We start from the raw sequence: 14164 nt of genomic DNA on the forward strand, positions 1-14164 counted from the left end.
ACGGCAAGACCCTGCGCGGCAGCCGCAGTAGCCAAGGCACAATCCACTTGCTGGCCGCGACCCGCCACGACATCCACATCGTCGTGGCCCAGCGGCAGGTTGAGCCATAAGCAACGAGATCTCTGCGTTCACACCCTTGCTGTCCGGGCTCGACCTGACCGGCGTAGTGGTCACCGCCGACGCCCTGCACGACCAGCACGGACACGCCCGGCAGGTCACCGCCGCCGGTGGCCACCAGCTGTTCATCGTCAAGGGCAACCAGCCCCCGCTCCTGTGCCGGCTCAAGGCCCTGCCCTGGCGCGAAGCCATCCTCAACGACCGCACCGACGAAGGCGGGCACGACCGCCGCGAAGTTCGCCGGATGAAGATCTGCACCGCCCGTACCGGGCTGCTCTTCCCGCACGCCGCCCAGGCCATCCAGGAACATCGAGGCCCTGCACCACATCCGCGATGTCACCTACCGTGAAGACGCCTCCCGCATCCGCACCGGCACCGCACCCCGAATCCTGGCGAGTCTGCGCAACCTGGTCATAGGCCTGGCCCTCCTGATCGGCTGGACCAACATCGCCGCCGCCACCGACCACTACCGCAGCCACCCCGCCGACAGCCTTCAGTTATTCGGTTTCACAACGTGAGAACGCTTGGCCCTGCCGGAACCCAACCTTCTGATCCGTAGAGCGAAGTAGGTCTTACGTTGATGGCCAGCCACATCGGATGTAGGGACATGCGCGGGATGATCTTCCGGACGGCGCGGGCGGCACGAAGCATCCATGCTGGTCAGAGCATGTTAGCCAGCTGTACAGGCACTACTCTCCTAAAGCGGGTGCCGCAGGTTCGAATCCTGCCGGGGGCACACACCTAGATCGGCATTTCAGGCCCCTGACCTGCGGTTTCATAGCCGCAGGTCTTTTGTTTTGCGCTCTCGATAGGCAGCGGACGGTGCTCACATGCAGCCGTAAGACCATGATCAGGGGACGTGCACGGGATGATCTTGGGCGCGTTTGCCCAGGTCGAACCGTGATTCTGGGCTATCCCCGCGTCCGACCACCCGCTCCGACCACCCGGGCTTCGGATAATTACAGCCGTTGATCGCGCCAAATACGTGCGTGAGCTCCGGCTTGTGGCGCACGCTCGCCCGTCCAAGACGCGGCCGCTCATGGTGCTGGAGACCGGTACCCAGGCTGTTGACGACGATGTGATCTGCGGGCTCGGTGATGGCCCGAAGGATCTCCCCAATGTCCGGCATGTTATCCGGGGAACAGGCGCGCGGCTTCGGGGTCGAGGTGCCAGCCGTGGCGCCTGCGGCAGCGCAGCCCGAACAGCACCCACGATCGAACGCCCAGCGGGCCTCATCTGCTCCGGGATGTTCCACGCTCGGCCGCCCCGGAGGGCCAGTCCGAACACGAGGCCCTTCCCGAACAGAGATGAACGCAGCGACCAGTTTGTCAGCCGACCCGGCGTGCCAGCCTACCTTGAGACTTTCTGTCTGCCGAGGTTAACGCTTCAGCCGCGCCGGGTGATGCTCCACCACCAGATGGCGATTTTGTGCCTGAGTAGGTACATGTAAGACCAGCGGTGGAGCCAGGCGGGCAGGTCTCTGTGAGGGACATAAGTCCAGAGGTCTGCCGCGTAGTTCTCGGCCACCTCACGCATCTCGGGATCCCGGAGTAGCGATCTGAGCAAAGCGACAGAGGCGCTGTCTGCCTGGTTCGTCAGCCTGACCATGTGGGACAGGGCCGTCAGTCCTTGACCTCGCAGCTCGTGCCTGCCCGAAGAGATCGCACGGATCGCTCGTGGCGCGACCACATCGACATCGGGGCAGTTCAGCGCCAAGCCGATCAGCGCCGCGCCCACATGTGGTTCGCCTCGATCGAACGCCGCGTCGACCTCTTCGGGATCGTCGCACCCAATCAGGCCTTCTCCGGTCTCCCAATTCATGCGTCTCGATGAAGGCTAGAGAGCCTTCCCCTTCCTGTTGAAGATCCCAGCCCGGATGAAGATGTTCTTCGACTTCTGGTCCAGAAGCTGCCACGTGACCACGTAGCCGTGCCAGGTGGCGCCGCCCGTCTGAGCGAAGACGATTATTTCACCGGTCGCGGCATCGTACGCGATCCTTCTTCTCTCATTTACGTTCAGTGACCGGTGAAGCATGGCCTCGGCATTCGTCGGCTCGGGGCCCACCTTGCTCCCCAATTTGCCGTTCGCGTGCTTCGGGTTGGCTTCGTAGTTGAGCTTTGGCCCGAAGGGGACATCGTCGCACTCGCCTGCGTTGTGGACGAGGACGTCTGCATGGCCGGCGCTCACGTAATACGTGTGGGTGTCTCCCACAGTGAGGTTGTGTACACGCTGCCAACCGGCGGTCCATCTGGTCACTGCTGTGACCTGAACGTATGTGCCCGCACTCGTACGCAGCCATGCGCCAGGGTCGAGGTTGGTGGCGCCGACCCATGCGTTTAGGTTTTTCACCCAGAAGGGATGTTCAGCGGTCGCCATGACGACGCCTGAACTGTCTCCCCTGTCGCCATCGGTGTCGACTGTGATGGACACCAGGTTCTTTGCTCCGACGCCGGTGATGATGGCGATCACCGGTTTGGCCTCGGTCTTACCCGTCTGCGGATCTGACGCGAGGACCTGATCGCCGGTCCGTATCTGTTCGATGGGTTTGGAGGTACCGTCGGCAAGCACTACCTTTGTCCCGGGAGCGAAGCTGTTGCATTCGCGGATCGCCGGCTGCAAGCGATTCGAAGCCGCCTTGAGGCGATCTCTCGCTTTCAGCCAATTCTTGAATGCGTTGATTGCATCGCTCGCCTTTTGCACCACCTTCTTGCCAATTTCGTAGGCCTTTTTCCACTTCCATGGGAGGCCGTACTTGACGGCAAGCTTTCCGACCATGCCGCCTGCCAGGGAGCTGAGCACGTTGATGGCGGTGCTACCGCAGGCGGCAACGTCCCCGCTGGTGAAGCATTTGATGCCGTCGGTGATGCCGAGCTCGTCCGCAATGATCTTCCCGATGGCGAGAACGGCATCCATCAGGGCCTTCAACTGCCGGTCGACCTCAGCCTGAGCGATCTTGGCGTCGACTTCGGCTTGCCGCTTACGGTACTGCTTACAGGCTTGGCTCTTGGGCTTGTAGCAGACGTCGACCGCGTCTTTTGAGTCGTCGATGGGCCTGAGCCCGGTTGGGTCGGAGGTGCCGACGGGATTGTTGCCCGCGTAGGAGTAGGGGTTCGTCCATTGCGGCTTGGATACGTCGAGGAGGGGATCCGTGGAGACGAACTTGCCGATGGCGGGGTCGTAGTAGCGGGCGGACAGATAGTCCAGACCGGTAGAGGCGTCTTCGGTCTTGCCGAGGAAACCCCGGTCGGTGAACGGCAAATCATCGCCCCCACGGCGCTGGCCGAAAGGCAGATAGCGTTCGCGGGAGACCTGACCGGTAGCGTCATCGATGGCCAGTTGACTGGAGCCGTGCAAACCTGATGCCAGCCACTTCAGCGTAGTACCGGTGCGCATGGCGACGACAGCGCCGTCAGGGCCGGTGTAATAGCGCGTCGACCTGGTCGCTGTACCACTGGCCTGGACCTCCATCGAACCGAGGTAGAGGGTTGCGGTGCCGTCAGGGTCACGACGGATGAGCCGTTCGCCATCGGCGTCGTAGACCATCGAGGTTTCTTGGCCGTTGACGACGGCCTTATCCATCTGCCCCAAAGCATTCCAGGTGAAGGTGGCCTGCTTGTTGTCAACGGTGCGGGCGGTCAGCTGGCCGGCATTGTCGTAACCGTAGGTGTCGATCCGGCCGGGCCTGGCGATAGAGCTGACAGCGTTGGGCCGAACAGCGGACGGGCCGGCGGCCGGGTATTCGTACGTTGCGGTGGTGCCGCCGTCAGTGACGCTGGTGAGGTTGCCGACAGGGTCGTAGGCGAAGGACTGCTCATAGGGGTCGCCACCATTGCCATCGGCTCCCGCGGCGCACGCTGAGCCGGTGGTGGTGTAGGCGGTACTCAGCCGGGACAGGCCGTCATAGGCGAAGCACTCCGACTGACCGGGACTACTGCCCGGGATGGCGGAGGCGGCGTCCAAGATACGGGTGATGTCGCCGTTGGTGTTGTAGGTGAGTTGATCGTCCTGCGCGATCTGCGACCCGGACGTGGTGGTGAGCCGATTGAGCCAGCCAGTCCCCTCATCCCAAGTAAAGGTGCGTCTCACCTGAGCGCTGGCACCATAACTGCGTTCGTTGAGGCGCCCGGTGGCCGAGTAGGTGGTTTCGTTGATGTAGGTGGTACCGCCGCCGTAGTTCGAGGTAAGGCTCTTGGCCAGGCCGAGGTCTGTGTAGGAGAAGGTGAGCGTTTCCGAGTTCAGGTCGCCCTTGCCCGGCACAGTTTGCTCGACCATGTTGCCGGCGACGTCGTACTTGGTAGAGAAGACGTACTCACCGGCCAAGCCGCCTTCGACTTGGGGGATGGTGACTTTGGTGGCAGTAGGCCGGTAGGAGTTGTCGTAGGTGGTGATGGAATCGGTATAGGCGTTGGCGCCGACGTAGCGGGTGGCGGAGGTCTGGTAGCCCTTGGCGACGCTGTCGTAGGTCCATTCAGCGAGCTTGGTGCCGGTCTGCGGTTCGCCGGACCATTGGGTGAGGCTCCGTCCGAGGTCGTCGTAAACGTTGGAGGTTTTGGTGCCGTTGCCGTTGACGCCCCAAAGTTGTCTCCCCGCGGCGTCGTAGCCATAGGTGGAGTTCCCGGCGTCGGGATCGGTTGCGGCAGTACGGCGGCCGAGCCAGTCGTAGGTGAAGGTGCGGACGTTGCCGTTCGCATCAGTGATCTTGGTGAGGTTACCGGCGGCGTTGTTGGTGTAGGTGGTGTCGTGGTGGGTGGTGGCGTCCTTCCACTCCTCGGTCTTAACCGTGCGATCAAAGACGTCGGACATCGTGACAGTCTTGCCGCCGACGGGCGGCGTGACTTCGATACGGTCAAGGCCCGGGTAGGCGGTGGTGGTTCGCCGGTACTCGTTTGCCCCGCGGTAGTCGATGACCGCGGTTGGGCGTTCCATGCTGTCGTACACAGTCTTCGTCCACGAGGGCAGCGCGGTCAGGGCGGGGTTGAGCAGGCCGCTGCCTGGTGCGCCGGTGTTGTGTATCGGTTGGGAGGTGGCAGCGGGAAGACCACGGGCGTCGTAGGCGGTGACGGACAGGATCCGGCCACCGGCGGGAGAGCTCGACTGGGTCTCCCGCGTCCGGCCGAATCCGTCGTCATAGCTGTAGGACGTGAGGTAGGTGGTGCCGCGCAACAGCTTGCGCATAGTGGTCTTGGCCGGGGCGGCGGGCTGGCCGAGGTTGCCGTCAAAGGGGATGTCGTAGGCGACGGTCGCGGTCGGGGTTCCCCCGCTCCTGGGCTGGCCTGGCTCCCACAGGGCCGAGGCGCGGCCGAGGGCATCGTAGTCGATCTCGGTGGTCTTGTTGTTGGCATCGACCAGCTTGGTGGGGAGGCCGTTGCGGTGGGAGGTGTACGTGGTGACCGCGTGGCCGAGCGGGTTGGTGACCTTGGCGCCCTGGTACGGCCAGCCGGCCGCCGGGGTGTAGGTCGTGGTGGTGACCTTGCCCATCGGGTCGGTGGCGGTCAGGGGCCGGCCGTAGTCGTCGTAGGTGTTCTTGGTGACCGAGATGCTGGTGGCGCTAGCGTATGAGCGGGTCTCGGTGGCGTTGCCGTCGGATGGCGTGTTGGTGGCCGGGTCGGTGCCGCCGTCGTACAGGGTGACGGTCTTGCCGATCAGCGTCCCTGCGGTGCAACTGTCGCCTGAGCGTTTCTCCACCGTGGAGGCAGGCTGGTGATGCCGTTGGCCGGGTTGCGGGCGTAGGTGGTGCTCGTGCAGGTGTTGTCCGTGGTCAGCGAGGTGTCGCCGTAGTCATTGACCGTGGTGGGCTGACCGTCGCTGTTGTAGGCGGTGCGTTGCTCGCTCCAGCGCCACCCGCCGCCGGTGACCAGCTCGCGGGTGCGTTCGCGGGTGCGGTGCACGAAGGCCGGGTCCAGGACGCCGGGGCCGGTGCCGGTGGAGGCGATCTGGTACTCGTAGCGGGTGGATTCGGCCTCGGTGTAGGCGCGCGGGTCGGTGGCGGTCAGCTTCCAGGTCTGCTCCTGCAGGAGCTGGCCCTGCAGGGCGCGGGAGTCGGTGGCGGTGGTGCCCTCGAAGGTGGTGATGGTGGCGCCGTCGATGCCGCGGTAGAAGGTGTCGGAGGTGACGGTGTAACCGTTCGGGTCGCTGCCGGAGCCGCGGGTGGTGCGGACGGTGCTGTAGCCGCGCCAGTCACTGCCGGCCGGGGCGAGGTCGGGCTGGGCGAAGTTGACCGGGTTGGTCCAGCGTGGAGAGTCGAGGTAGTCGTAGCTGGTGACCATGTCGGGCGACCCTGCGACGAGGTCACGTTCGACGACCTTCATGGCCAGTTGTTTGAAGAAGCGGCCCCAGTTTTCCTGGCCGGTCTCCTCGTTGTAGAAGTAGTCGACCTTGTAGCAGTCGCCGGTGGCGTCGGGTAAGTAGTTGGTGCCGTCGCGGCCCTTGCCGCCCCCGCACGGGTCGGCCTGGCCGTAGGTGACCTCGATGCGGCCACCCATGCCGTTGCCGATCCCGGCGACGCGGGGCACCATGCGCCAGGACAGGAAGTCGGTCCAGTCCCACCAGTTGTCGTACTCCATCTTGCCCGCGACCATGGCGGCGTCGAAGCTGACCGGCGGCAGCTTCTGCGTGGTCGTGCCCGCCAGGCCGGTCTGCTGCACGCTGTCCAGCCACAGCACCGGGTCGTAGGCCGGGCCGAAGTCGGTGCGGGTGTAGATCCACCGGTAGCGGAAGTCGGTGCGGGTGTCCGGCTCCCAGGCCCCGGAGGCGGGGTTCTTGGACTCGGTGAGGATGGAGTCGAGCTTGCGGGTGGAGTAGAACGCGACCGCCTCGTTGGTCGTGCAGGACGGTCCGCAGGTCAGGTCGGTCGGCACGTCCAGGCCGCCCCGGTCGGAGGTGGTGAACGTCATCCGCGAGGTCGGCGTGCTGCCGGACACCTGCGTGTTGTGACCGTAGCTGATCTGCTTGAGGAAACCACCCCGGTCGTACGGCAACGGCACGTAAACCTCGGAGACACAGTCGGGCATGCAGAAGTAGTTGGTCTCGCGCTCATAGGTGTAGTCGATGACGTTCTCGTTGGCGTCGATCGACTGGTCCAGGTTCCACCGCCACACCCCGGTGCAGGTCGGCGGGATCATGTCGTTGAAGTACCGGTCGGCGCACGGCTCGGCGCGCTGGTTGCCGACGTACTGCAACTGCCACTGCGCGTCCTTGTTGTAGCCGAAGCGGTGCACCATGGTCATGCGCTCAGCACGGTTGTCCGGTCCGGTGGATCTGACGATGGCGCGTATCACCGGCGGGGTCGACCTGACCGGCGCCGAGCTCAACGATCATGGCTCGCTCATCGTCGTGGGCGCGAGCGTCGCGGGCGACTTGGACCTGCGCAATAGTAGGCTGTCCGGCCGGCTGGACGTCAGCTCAGCCGTACTTCAAGGAGATCTTCGCCTCGACGGTGCCGCGTTCGGTCAGGCGGACGGGATCTCCCTGCGTGCTTCCGGAATGAGCGCACGTCGCCTGGAGTTCTCTCCGGCACGCCCGCCCGGCCGGGTCGAGTTGGACCACGCTGCCGTCGCCGTCCTGGCCGATCGGCGCGGAGCATGGCCGGCGAGCAGCGGGCAGGTCACGCTCGACCAGTTCACCTACCAATCGCTGGTGAGTGACATGTCGGTGCGCGAGCGCCTCGCGTGGCTGGCCACGGGCACGCCGCATGCCGAGCCCGGCCCGTACAACCAGCTCGCCGCCTGCCTGCGGGCGACCGGTCTGGCGCGCGAGGCCGGCCAGGTGCTGCGGGAAAAGCTCCGCCGCAGCGCGCGCACGCGCGGACGGATCTGGCAGGCCTGGGGGCTGTTGCAGGACATCACCGTCGGGTACGGATACCAGCCGGGACGGGCCGTCGCCGGCGTGCTGGGCCTGCTGCTGGCCGGCACCCTGTTCTTCTCCCGTGTGACCTGCGGGCCCACAGCGGGTCCGTGCCCGATCAAGGCCGACGAGCATCCGGACTGGGACCCCTTCATGTACTGCCTGGACCTGCTGGTACCGCTGATCAGCCTGGGCCATGACACCGCCTGGGACCCTACCGGCTGGTCCAAGACCGTCGCCTTGGTGCTGATCGTGGCCGGCTGGGTGCTGGTGACCACCGTGGCGGCCGCGGCCGCCCGGGCACTCACCAGGCCCTGACCCGGCAGGCATGGCCATACAGGTGCCGGGGCAGCTCCTGCCGGGCACGCTTCAAGGGTGGGGTTATGGCGCGCTCGCCGAGGCCGGCCTCGGAACATCCTCCTGGTGGTCGCAGTAGGCCTGCTGGGGTTGGGGGTGGCCGGGTAGGCGACCCGGAAGCAGCCCCCGACCGGCTCCTGGCACTGCTGCCCATCAGCGAGCGACTCCTCGGACCTGAGCCTCCGCAGACGCTCGGCAAGCAGGGCCGCGTGCAGCCGCCGCCACGCGCGGGAAGCGTTCCACTCGGCGAGCCGCCGCCTGATGCCAGCCGGTCATCCAGGGGCCACCGTGCTCCCCTCCCTCGGCTACGGCGATAGATCGAGGCACAACGAAGATCATTTCGATAGGCGCTTTCAGCGAGGTACTGCCAGGACGTCCTGGAGTACGTCCTTCAGCGTGACGCGGGCCAGCTCGCGCCGGAGGGTCTCCTCGATGCCGTCGTAGATGCGCTGCATCGCCGGCTGGATGCCGTGACCCACCACGCATTCCGGGTCGGGGGCGGCGCGGTGCAGTGCGAACAGCGGGCCGGGCTCCACCGCCTCGTACACATCGAGCAGGGTCATCGATTCCAGGTCGCGTGCCAGCGTCCAGCCCGCGCCCACGCCGCGCCGGGACTCCACGAGCCCCGCCCGGCGCAGGTCGCCGAGCAGCCGGCGGATCACCACGGGATTGGTGCTCGCGCTGGCCGCGATCTGCTCGGAGGTGGCGACCTCGTGGCCCTGGCGCTGGTAGAGGCCGATCCAGGCCAGCGCGTGGGCGGCGATGGTCAACCTGCTGTTGGCGCTCATGAACCCGTTCCTCTCGGTCGCAACTCCCGATGTTACGACAACGACTGTCGTAACAGCTAAGGTTGCGACAGGAAAATGTAACCATTACTGTTACGACCGCCCCATAGATGGTCAACCAGTGAGGTGAGAAGAATGAACAAGCCGCTGACCGGCAAGGTCGCCCTCGTCACCGGAGGGTCCCGCGGGCTGGGAGCCGCGACCGTACGACTGCTTGCCGAGCAGGGCGCCGACGTCGCGTTCACCTACGTCAGCTCCGACAAGCAGGCCCAGGCCGTCATCGACGAGGTGCGCGCCAAGGGAGCGAAGGCCGCCGCGTTCAAGTCCGACCAGGCGGACGTGAGCCAGGCGCCGGCACTGATCGACGACGTGCTCACGCACTTCGGCGGCCTCGACATTCTCGTCAACAACGCCGCGATCTCGGCGAGCGGGATGGTGGACGACCCGGATGCCGACACCGCCGCCCTGGATCGGATGCACGCCACCAACTACCTCGGCGTGATCGCCGTCACCCGGGCCGCCTCCCGAGTGCTGCGCGAGGGCGGCCGCGTCATCACCGTGAGCTCCGGGCTGGGCACCCGAGTCGGTGTCCCGGGCGTGGCCGACTACGCGGCGACCAAGGCGGGGGTCGAGCGGTACACCATGGGCGTCGCCCGCGACCTCGGCCCCCGAGGCATCACCGCCAACGTCGTGGAAGCCGGGCTGATGGAGGGCGGCATGGACGCACCCGACCCCGAAACCCTCAAGGCCCTGCTCAGCTCACTGTCCCTCCAGCGCATGGGACACCCCGACGAGATCGCCGCGGCGATCGCCTTCCTGGCCGGCCCCGCCGCGTCGTACGTCACCGGCGCCAAGCTGGACGCCCACGGCGGCTACAACGCCTGAGCCGCAGCGCCGGTCAGCACGCATCCATCCCGGATCGCACCCCGGCGTCATCGCCACGTCGCTGATCAAGGAACTCCTGGACGAGCAGGGCGGCCGGCGGCCGGACATGCAGCGCACCCGATGCACCGGGCCGAGCTCCTGATCGACGGCGGCCTCACCTCATGCTGCGGCCCACCGTGACAGCGGTGACGCCGCTTGCCTGGAGTGGACGGGTCAGGACGGTTGGAAGTCGGGGTAGTAGGCCGCGGCTGCCGTGGCCGTGTCGATGTTGCGCGGGAACAGCGCCGCTTCGTAGGCGCGGATGGCCGCGTCGATGTCCTCCGGCTGGTCGGCGATGGCGTTGCCGAGCTGGCCGGCGTCGAACAGCGCCCAGTTCGCTCCTTCGCCGTCCGGTGGTGCCAGGTGGGCGGCGTCGCCGATGAGGGTGACGCCGGGTACGTGTTCCCAGCGGTGCCCGATCGGCAGCCCGTACAGGGGGCGGAAGATCGGCGGGATGTCGCTGTCGGCGACCAGCGCGACGAGTTCCGGCGCCCAGCCCTTGAACATCGCCGCGATCGTGCGGGCGGCGGCGGGGCCGTCGGTGAAGTCGATGTCGTCGAACCAGTCGAGCGGCTGGTCGAACATGGCGTAGGAGTGCAGGGTGTCGGCGCGTTCGCGTTGCACGCCGAGTCCGATGCCGGTGGTTTCGTCGTAGGCGGTCATCGAGCCGCCGCCTACCAGCGCCAGGGTGGCGGGGTGCCGGGTGTCGCTCTCGTACAGGTACGTCTCGACCATGGAGCGTCCGGCATAGGTGGGCGTGGCGTCGGACAGCAGCGGCCGGACCTTCGACCAGGCGCCGTCGGCGCCGATGAGGATGTCGGTGACGATCGTCGATCCGTTGGCGAAGGTGACTTCGTGACGGCCGTCCTGGAGGGTCCGGACGTGCTGCGTCCGGTGGCCCCAGACGACGGTGCCGGCGGGGAGGGAGTCCAGCAGCAACTGGCGGAGCTCGCCGCGCTGCACCTCGGGGCGGCCGGCGGTGGGGTCGTCGGGCTGGTCGGCCAGGATGGTGCCGTCGGGTGCCACGTCGCGGGATGCCTGGCGGCCTTCGAGGATGAGGGATCGGAAGCCGTCCATCAGGCCGGCGGCACGGATCCCGTGCTGTCCGTTGTAGTCATGGATGTCGAGCATGCCGCCCTGGCCGCGGGCCTGCGCGGACGCCTCCGCCTCGTACACGGTGGACGGGATTCCGTGGACGGCCAGGGTTCGGGCCAGCGTCAGCCCCGCGAGGCCGGCGCCGATGATCGTGATCTGGGTCATGCAGGTGTTCCTTACTGCTCGGGGTCAGGGGAGGCTGGGCGGGTCGAGCCGGGAGGCGAGCTGCTCCAGGAGGTCGTGGAGCCGGGCCCGCCCTTCGTCGCCGAGCGGCGCGAGGATCGACTCCTCGACGCGGTCCATGGCTTCTTCGAAGCCCTGGATCAGCTCGGAGCCCGCCGGGGTGACCTGCACCCGGCGGCTGCGCGTGTCGTCTTCCTGCGTGCGGCGTTCCACGAGGCCGCGCCGCTCCAGCCCGGCCAGGAGGCGCGAGACGCCGGGCGCGCTGGTGCGCGTGGCCCGGACGATGTCGCGCTGGATGGCGTCGGGGTTCTTCGACAGGTACGCCAGCACGGCGCTCTGCTCGTGGGTGAGGCCGCGCTCCCGTATCCAGTCATCGGCGATGCGCCGCTGCGCCCACACCACCCACCGCATCAACTCCAGCGTGCTCTCCTTCATGGTTAACACGTTAACTGTTGCGGTGTTGACAATCAAATGGAGGTCTCCGCCGTAACACCGGCGGGCGCTACGCGAGGAGTGTCCTGCCAGGGCGTTTCCATCTGGCAGGCGGATTGCTGGGGCACCGTTCGGTATTGGCGCGCTACGTGCTGTAGATGAGGCGGCGGTAGGCGAGATTGGGGTCGAACTTCGGTCTTCCCCAGGGCAGCACCGGTTCGAGGGCCGTGTGGACCCGTTCCACGGCCGCGCCGGTGTACTCCTGCAACGTGGCCGTCGCCCGCAGGAACACCCTTCCTTCGGAGAGGGTCTCAACGGCGGTGAAGGCACCGCTTCCGGTCAGGTGCGACAGCCCGCCCGCGGCTTCCAGAACGCGCGGATTGATCACCATGACCCATGAGTAGCCTCTTATGGAGTGGTCGCTCCGCGGCCGGGTGTCCTCCTCGAAAAGGCCCAGCGACCTTTCCAGGGCGCTCGCCGGAGGCTCGGCGTCGTCGGCGACGAACCCGAATTGCACCGGGTGCCGCTCGGCATGCCGGCGCAGCGCTGCGGCGAAATCTTCCGGCAGCCGAGCGCCATCGGCGACGGCCGACTTCGCCAACTGGGCCTCGGCCGTCAGCGTCATCCATTCCGGCGCGTCCGCGAACCGGTGAGCGGCCGTTACCAGCCGCGGAAATCCCATGCTTCCGTCAGCCTGCTTGGCCGTCAGCACGAGTGACATCTCTTCCGGGCGCTCCAGCCCTGCTTGCCAGAAGGTTGGATAGTGTTCCGGCACCCCGTCATACTCTTTGACGGTTCTGCGTCCTCTGCGCAGCGAGACAATGCGCAGTGTCGAACACAGATCAGCGCTCGCTCGACGAATCGGGTCCACCGTCGGTCCGAAGAGATCGCCGGCCGTATGGGCGAGGACCGTTTCCATCCAGTCGGACACGAGTTCCCGGAATTCCGCCCCCTCGGCAGGTGTCCGGTGATCGGCGAGCACCGCCAAACCGGCATCCATGTCATTCTCCTTCATGAGGAAGCCGATCTCCCTGACGCCAGGCCAGTCAGAACGGACATTCGTCATAGCGTTCGTCAGTGGCGCTGGGCGCGATGGCGGGGGTGGCGCTCGGCCGACGGCAGATGGCGACGGCCTCCTCCACGCGGCCCCGCTCGATCAGCAGCCCGGCCGCGTACGAAGGGTTGTGGCCGGACTCGATGAGGACGGCGATCGCTTCGTCGGCGCGCCCTGCCTTCTCCAGCAACCGAGCGAGAGAATCGGCACGGAAACCGTACGGATCTTCAGCGGGGGTCGACGCCTCGGCGATCGCCTCGTCGAGGCGTCCGGATTCGGCCAGCAGCATCAGCCGCTGATGGTTCAAGAAGTCCTGCAAGTTCTCATCGCGTTCATGGTGCCGGGCCATCTCGGCGATCAGATCGAACGCTTCTCCGGCGCGGCCGTTGGCGGCCAGAACGTCCACCACCTCCGTCAGCAGGCACCCGCAGTCCCGGCCCTCCATCTCCGGACGAGCCGCCTCGACGATCTCGTCCACCCGGCCACTCTCCGCGAGCAGACGCACCAGGTCATGCACGACCTTCGACAGCCACTTCCCTGGTGCGCCGCGCAGGATCGCGATGCCCTCATCGATCCTTCCCCGTTGTGCCAGCCGGTCGGCCAGAGCGGACGCGGCGTAGCCGCCGTCGGGTTCGGCGGCGAGCTCGCGAAGCGCCTCCAGCCGGTCGTGGCGGGCCAGCATCGCGGTGAACTCTTCGACCTCGTTCGCGAAACTGTACTGGTCGGCCTCGTTGCTGCGTCGGAGCAGGCCGAGAGCCTCGTCCACGCGTCCTTGCCGTTCCAGGACCCGGCCCATCAGGATCACGGCGTTCCACGGTTCACCGGTGCGCAGCTTGTCCTCGACCGCCGGTCGCAGCAGCTCGGTCACCTCCTCGTCGCGGCCGTGTCCCTCGGTGGCCTCGGCCACCGCCTCGAGCAGCAACCAGTCCTCCAGGTGAGGACGCAACACCTCGATCGCCTCATCCACCCGCCCATGCCGGGCCAGCAATCTCGCCAGCGCGCTCCAGGCCAGGCGCTCACCGCCTTCGGCCTGTGCCCGTACCAGCCCGATGGCCTCGTCCACGCGTCCTTGCCGTTCCAGCAGATCGGCGGCCACCTTGATCGCGTGCCACCAGCCGGTCTCGGCGAACGGTGCGAGGACCTCCCATGCGGACTTCCAGTCCCGCCTGGCGGCCAGTTCCTTCACCGCGCCGGCGGCGGAGAACCACTCGCCCGAGCGGGCCGTCGCCACCACCGTGTCGAGGTGCCCGTGCTCGATCAGACGATCCACGACGTCCGGCGTCACCCCTTCGTACAGACGCCATTGCCGATCGAGATCATCAGCGTTCATGACCCTGAACTCTGCCACCATGGCCCGCATCGTCGCAGAAAGAGA

Annotated in this window: 11 protein-coding genes; 2 read left to right on the plus strand and 9 right to left on the minus strand. The window is 66.7% G+C overall.

All coding sequences use genetic code 11. The annotated features are described in order from the left end of the window. The 4 genes from HCN51_RS58705 to HCN51_RS56725 all read right to left on the minus strand — a co-directional run. Positions 1-427, minus strand: a 427-nt coding sequence (locus HCN51_RS58705) for a hypothetical protein (RefSeq protein ID WP_206069090.1), incomplete at its 3' end; no start/stop codon positions are given. A gap of 1076 nt (positions 428-1503) precedes the next feature. Further along, positions 1504-1938, minus strand: coding sequence for a hypothetical protein (locus tag HCN51_RS56715; protein WP_168022065.1), 435 nt, complete (start codon positions 1936-1938; stop codon positions 1504-1506). Positions 1939-1953: 15 nt separating this feature from the next. Then, positions 1954-5802, minus strand: coding sequence for a polymorphic toxin-type HINT domain-containing protein (locus HCN51_RS56720; RefSeq protein WP_168022066.1), 3849 nt, complete (start codon positions 5800-5802; stop codon positions 1954-1956). Next, a complete protein-coding gene (locus tag HCN51_RS56725; RefSeq protein WP_168022067.1) occupies positions 5760-7343 on the minus strand; it encodes a hypothetical protein in 1584 nt (527 codons plus the stop codon). The genes HCN51_RS56720 and HCN51_RS56725 overlap by 43 nt, the downstream gene beginning before the upstream one ends. 37 nt (positions 7344-7380) lie before the next feature. Here HCN51_RS56725 and HCN51_RS56730 point away from each other — a divergent pair, with 37 nt between their 5' ends. Beyond that, positions 7381-8277: a hypothetical protein gene (locus tag HCN51_RS56730; RefSeq protein ID WP_168022068.1), complete on the plus strand. Its 897-nt coding sequence runs from the start codon at positions 7381-7383 to the stop codon at positions 8275-8277. A 392-nt stretch (positions 8278-8669) separates the two neighbouring features. On the opposite strand, the gene HCN51_RS56735 is transcribed toward HCN51_RS56730, so the two are convergent. Continuing rightward, entirely contained in the window at positions 8670-9104 is a 435-nt protein-coding gene (locus tag HCN51_RS56735; protein WP_168022069.1) for an Rrf2 family transcriptional regulator, read from the minus strand. 132 nt (positions 9105-9236) lie between these two features. Between HCN51_RS56735 and HCN51_RS56740 the strand changes: the two genes are divergently transcribed. Then, on the plus strand, positions 9237-9986 hold the full coding sequence (locus HCN51_RS56740) for an SDR family NAD(P)-dependent oxidoreductase (RefSeq protein ID WP_168022070.1): 750 nt from the start codon (positions 9237-9239) through the stop codon (positions 9984-9986). Between the two features lie 213 nt (positions 9987-10199). Here the strand turns inward: HCN51_RS56740 and HCN51_RS56745 are convergent, their stop codons facing one another. From HCN51_RS56745 to HCN51_RS56760, 4 genes are all read right to left on the minus strand, one after another. Continuing rightward, positions 10200-11285 carry an FAD-dependent oxidoreductase gene (locus tag HCN51_RS56745; RefSeq protein ID WP_168022071.1) on the minus strand — a complete coding sequence of 362 codons (1086 nt, stop codon included), beginning with the start codon at positions 11283-11285 and terminating at the stop codon, positions 10200-10202. Between the two features lie 24 nt (positions 11286-11309). Beyond that, positions 11310-11738, minus strand: coding sequence for a MarR family winged helix-turn-helix transcriptional regulator (locus HCN51_RS56750; protein WP_168022072.1), 429 nt, complete (start codon positions 11736-11738; stop codon positions 11310-11312). Between the two features lie 142 nt (positions 11739-11880). Beyond that, a complete protein-coding gene (locus HCN51_RS56755; RefSeq protein ID WP_168022073.1) occupies positions 11881-12750 on the minus strand; it encodes a hypothetical protein in 870 nt (289 codons plus the stop codon). 31 nt (positions 12751-12781) lie between these two features. Further along, positions 12782-14164, minus strand: a 1383-nt coding sequence (locus tag HCN51_RS56760; RefSeq protein ID WP_206069091.1) for a tetratricopeptide repeat protein, incomplete at its 5' end; no start/stop codon positions are given.

Origin of the sequence: Nonomuraea composti, assembly GCF_012034275.1 — a bacterium.
GTDB lineage: Bacteria > Actinomycetota > Actinomycetes > Streptosporangiales > Streptosporangiaceae > Nonomuraea > Nonomuraea composti.

Bases quoted from the DNA above. Each gene is read 5' to 3' on its own strand.
- HCN51_RS56730 (WP_168022068.1), top strand. From the start codon at position 7,381: ATGGCGCGTATCACCGGCGGGGTCGACCTGACCGGCGCCGAGCTCAAC.
- HCN51_RS56755 (WP_168022073.1), bottom strand. From the start codon at position 12,750: ATGAAGGAGAATGACATGGATGCCGGTTTGGCGGTGCTCGCCGATCAC.
- HCN51_RS56715 (WP_168022065.1), bottom strand. From the start codon at position 1,938: ATGAATTGGGAGACCGGAGAAGGCCTGATTGGGTGCGACGATCCCGAA.
- HCN51_RS56735 (WP_168022069.1), bottom strand. From the start codon at position 9,104: ATGAGCGCCAACAGCAGGTTGACCATCGCCGCCCACGCGCTGGCCTGG.
- HCN51_RS56740 (WP_168022070.1), top strand. From the start codon at position 9,237: ATGAACAAGCCGCTGACCGGCAAGGTCGCCCTCGTCACCGGAGGGTCC.
- HCN51_RS56750 (WP_168022072.1), bottom strand. From the start codon at position 11,738: ATGAAGGAGAGCACGCTGGAGTTGATGCGGTGGGTGGTGTGGGCGCAG.
- HCN51_RS56725 (WP_168022067.1), bottom strand. From the start codon at position 7,343: ATGACCATGGTGCACCGCTTCGGCTACAACAAGGACGCGCAGTGGCAG.
- HCN51_RS56745 (WP_168022071.1), bottom strand. From the start codon at position 11,285: ATGACCCAGATCACGATCATCGGCGCCGGCCTCGCGGGGCTGACGCTG.